The 3,964-nt window shown below is 43.4% G+C and carries 2 protein-coding genes and 2 pseudogenes; 3 read left to right on the top strand and 1 reads right to left on the bottom strand.

The window, feature by feature from the left end; genetic code table 11:
- Window positions 1–164 precede the first annotated feature (164 nt).
- Window positions 165–742, top strand: a pseudogene (locus JFN88_RS25840) (transposase family protein); the annotation flags it as partial.
- Between the two features lie 425 nt (window positions 743–1,167).
- Here the strand turns inward: JFN88_RS25840 and JFN88_RS10840 are convergent.
- On the bottom strand, window positions 1,168–1,785 hold the full coding sequence (locus tag JFN88_RS10840; protein ID WP_199019325.1) for an NUDIX hydrolase: 618 nt from the start codon (window positions 1,783–1,785) through the stop codon (window positions 1,168–1,170).
- Window positions 1,786–2,519: 734 nt separating this feature from the next.
- Between JFN88_RS10840 and JFN88_RS10835 the strand changes: the two genes are divergently transcribed.
- Window positions 2,520–2,972 (top strand): transposase, encoded by a 453-nt coding sequence (locus JFN88_RS10835; RefSeq protein WP_199019324.1) that lies wholly within the window; start codon window positions 2,520–2,522, stop codon window positions 2,970–2,972.
- A 75-nt stretch (window positions 2,973–3,047) separates the two neighbouring features.
- A pseudogene (locus tag JFN88_RS10830) lies at window positions 3,048–3,344 on the top strand (ATP-binding protein); the annotation flags it as partial.
- Between the last annotated feature and the right edge of the window lie 620 nt (window positions 3,345–3,964).

Below are 3,964 nucleotides of genomic sequence, written 5' to 3'. Positions count from 1 at the left end.
GTATGCCTGCACCTTTATTTCGATGTTATGAAATTATCAGAGCTAATCATATACGCTTTTGATACATTTGTCTATACGTCCTATCAGCTGTGTTGTTATTCGGTGATAATGTCATCCTATAACTGTTCTGAGATCATGTCACTATGGGACAGGAGACAATCACATTGACGGACGCAGAGATGAAAAAAGTACTCGTTGTGGAAAAAATCTTAGATGGATATCTGACAAATGTGGAAGGGGGAGCAGCCGGAGTTGCTCATCAGAACAGAGGCAGAAAGCCCGTTCATGCTTTAGAGGATAACCTAAAGGAGCAGGTAGCCCAGTTGTACACAACCAAATATCACGGCAGCAACAGTTGTCATTTCGCCAAACTACTCGAAGAATATGAATTCATTACACTTAGCAGTTCGAGTGCTGGGTGGATTCTGCTGAAGTGTGGGATGAGCAAGCTAAGCAACGACGGCGTAGCAAGGCTCATTAGCCGCGCAAACGTAAACCTCAAACAGATATGCTCTGGCAGATCGATGCGACGCCCTATGCATGGCTTGAGGATCGTGCCCTGCCTTTGCTTTACATGCAGCCATCGGTGATGCCACAGGTACGGTCGTTGGAGCGGTCTTTCGCAAGACGGAATGCCGGGAAGGTTACTCACTTGTCCTGCAACAGGGAATCGCCACATACGGCGTGCCGCTTGGGCTTATGCAGGGACCACCACACCATCTTCCGTTCACCGAACGAAGAATACGACCGTAGAGGTTCGTGAAACGTTAGAAGGCAACCTCATTCTCTGGAATCAAGGTCAAGCCTTAGAGCTTAAAGAAACGGAAAACATGCAACGTGTAAAGGATACAAAAAAGGCGAGTTCTGCGCAGCCACGCAAACCCGCCGCAAGCCATCCTTGGAGGGCTTGAAACACGAAACACTCTCAGAATAACACAAAAACCAAAACAGTCCAAGCCCCTTAAAACGGGGATCGGACTGTGCAATAAGTTACATTTTCTCATATAATTTACAATTATCGAAAGAATATTATCAGTGTACAACATCAATGCGGTAATAGAGAACCGAAAAATGCAGTAGTTTAATAGCTACGTCAATAATCTTAGAAATTAATATTATATAGTATTTTGTACATATGTAATGTCAGTCCTTACGTGTGGTTCAAGTTTAGTCCAAAATTGACGGCATTTCTGGATTACGCAAAAGCTCAAACATTAACTTGATTTGCTCCAATGTATTCCGCTCAGTCGATAGTTCGGGCAATTCGTCCTCGCCAAAAAAATCAACTGCTGTAGTTTCAAGGCCACCATGCTTTGTCCCGCCTATTATTTCACATCTTATAAAAACTTTATAAACATGATATAACTCTGGAGGATGATTGTAAAACTTTTTGTCCAAAAGCCCGAGCAGCTTAACTGGTTTAACGATTAAACCAGCTTCCTCGCTGATCTCTTTCGTTACAACCTCAGATGCAGAAAAGCCAATATCTGCCCAACCACCTGGCAATGCCCATTTACCGTCTATAGCTTCTTTTACTAGCAGCAATTTTTCGTTTTTAAAAACGACACCTCGCACATCTACTTTGGGGGTCGCATAACCCGTTTCATTTGCAAATAACAACTTAATCTTTTCTTCAGGTACATCTGTACAAGTGCTAACAATATTGATTCCCAAAGCCATCAACTGCTCATATCTTTCGCGATCGTAAACGTCTTTGGTATAAGTTAATCCAGTCTGAGCTATTGCTTGTATCTGTTTTGCCCATTCCAGCCATTTCACGCTCATTCAACAAACCCTTCTTCCACAATATAGTTAAGAAACCTATTAAAAAAGATGGTTTATTTTTAATTGCTAGACAAGATAACAATTGCTCGATTTTCACTACCTGTAAAAAATGGATCAAAGCCGATAGTAGCGGTTGACCAATTTAATTAGTTGTTGAAAGTCTTACCCACAACAAAAGTGCAACGGACAAATGCACATTTAGTATATCAGCGAAATGCTTAGATTACCAGAGCTTCATCCTCATAAAATGGCCTCGATCTCATGGATAACCATGAAGTTCAGCTGGAGGCCTTCAGACGAAACAACAACGTAAAATTCGGCACCTGAGTGCTTTTAGAAAAAAGAGTTATTTACATATTCCTCCCATTCGTTTGGCCTACACGCGATGTCGCATCAGCTTCGTTTGGGCGTGTGGTTTTGTGTTTATTGTATACTGACAAGTGCCGAATATTGCAGCGTAAAAATGCTCAAGTAACGGCAAAGAAAAAGAGACACTTGCCAGCACTCTATTATCCTCCTATCGTTAGGTTTGCGACAACTTGACGAAAGAGACTGAAAGGAATGCTGAAAATGCCTCAACAAGAGTATATCAAATTTCTACGGGAATCAGAAGGACTTTTCGTGAGCGACATCTCTAGACAGGTAGGCGTTCACTGGCGAACAGCCAAGCGATAATTGCGGATCAGGGCAATTGGAACGAACAACTTGGCAAACGTAAGAGTAGCAGCCCGGTGATGGGGCCGTATAGGGAGATCGTGGATACCTGGCTGGAAGAGGATCAACTTCTGCCGCGTAAGCAGCGTCACACCGGCGTTCGGATCTTCCAACGCCTGCAAGCGGAGCATGCGTTTACCGGCGGACAGCGAACGGTCCTCTCCTACGTCAAGCAGCAAAAGAGCAGAATGGCACTGGATAGCGCGAAAACGTATGAGCGGCTGGAGTATCCACCCGGGGAGGCGCAAGTGGACTTTACGACGATTCAGGTCAGTCGTGATCAGCACCTCATGACGTACAAACTGCTCGTACTCTCCTTTCCTTACAGCAACGGGTCGTTCGTCTATCCGATACCAGCGGAGAAACAGGAATGCTTTCTCGAGGAGATGAAGCAGTGCTTCCAAGAGATGGGCGGTGTTCCGCAAGTCTTCGCCAACTTGCTCAGAAAGCCGCGCAGCATCAACCACTCGTAGCTCATCCGGATGCTACCAGAGGCGGTGTAAGTTTATGCCAGGCGTTGCCGACTTTGCCTTGCGCAAGGAGCGGCTACAAGCACTCATGCATTGGTGCGACGTCTACCCGATCGCCCAATTTGGGATGAAGTGGGCTATGTCCCGTTTAACCAAACGGGCTTAGAGTTGTTATTTAATATGATCGCCGATTGTTACGAACAGCAAAGTGTGATCGTCACATCTAATCTGGAATTCGGTCAATGGACCTCCATTTTCGGAGATACGAAGCTGACGTCAGCCTTGGTGGATCGCCTTGTGCATCACGCGCATATTCTTTCATTCACGGGCGAAAGTTTCCGATTGAAGCAAGCGATGGAACGTATTCCGCAGTAAAATTACACTGGCAGGTAGCCTCGGCATTTTTAGCAGCAAATTTAAGCATTTTTCGCTTGCAAAAAACAGTTTTGTTGGCCCCAAACAGCAGTACAGTCAAGCATACCGTTAGCAAACGCCGGAACAGACACTCCGCTCCACAGCGGCCTATCGCATAAGAATGCAAGAAGCTACCCATACGATTATTGAACCCAACTATTCCTCCAATTCAATCACCCAAATTGACGCACGAGTTCTTTGAAACTAACTTTTTATATCGTAAATGACTGCCGTTTTTTTGATTTTGACTTTTGGGACGAACGAAATTGAATAATCCATATTAATGACAATTGCGACATGAGTACAAAAATCAATACTAAAACGATCCAAGAGTCCTCCATATTGTCCACCAGCATTAAAAATAATATTAAAGAGGTCATCTTTCCGGTATTTAGAAATATTTCATACATCACTATAGATTCAACAAGAAGCTTTCCTTTTAGAGGCAGTTTGCTAATCGTATTATAATTATGATTGGAATAAGTATTTTGTTGGAGCGGGACAAATATGAAATATAAAATTAAAAATATAATGATTACAATATTATTTGACCAAAATATTAAAAGCAAAGAAATGATTGC

The organism is Paenibacillus roseus, assembly GCF_016424485.1.
Classification (GTDB): domain Bacteria; phylum Bacillota; class Bacilli; order Paenibacillales; family Paenibacillaceae; genus Paenibacillus_D; species Paenibacillus_D roseus.
Note: the sequence above shows the minus strand (reverse complement) of the source record. Positions and strands in the feature narration are given on the sequence as shown.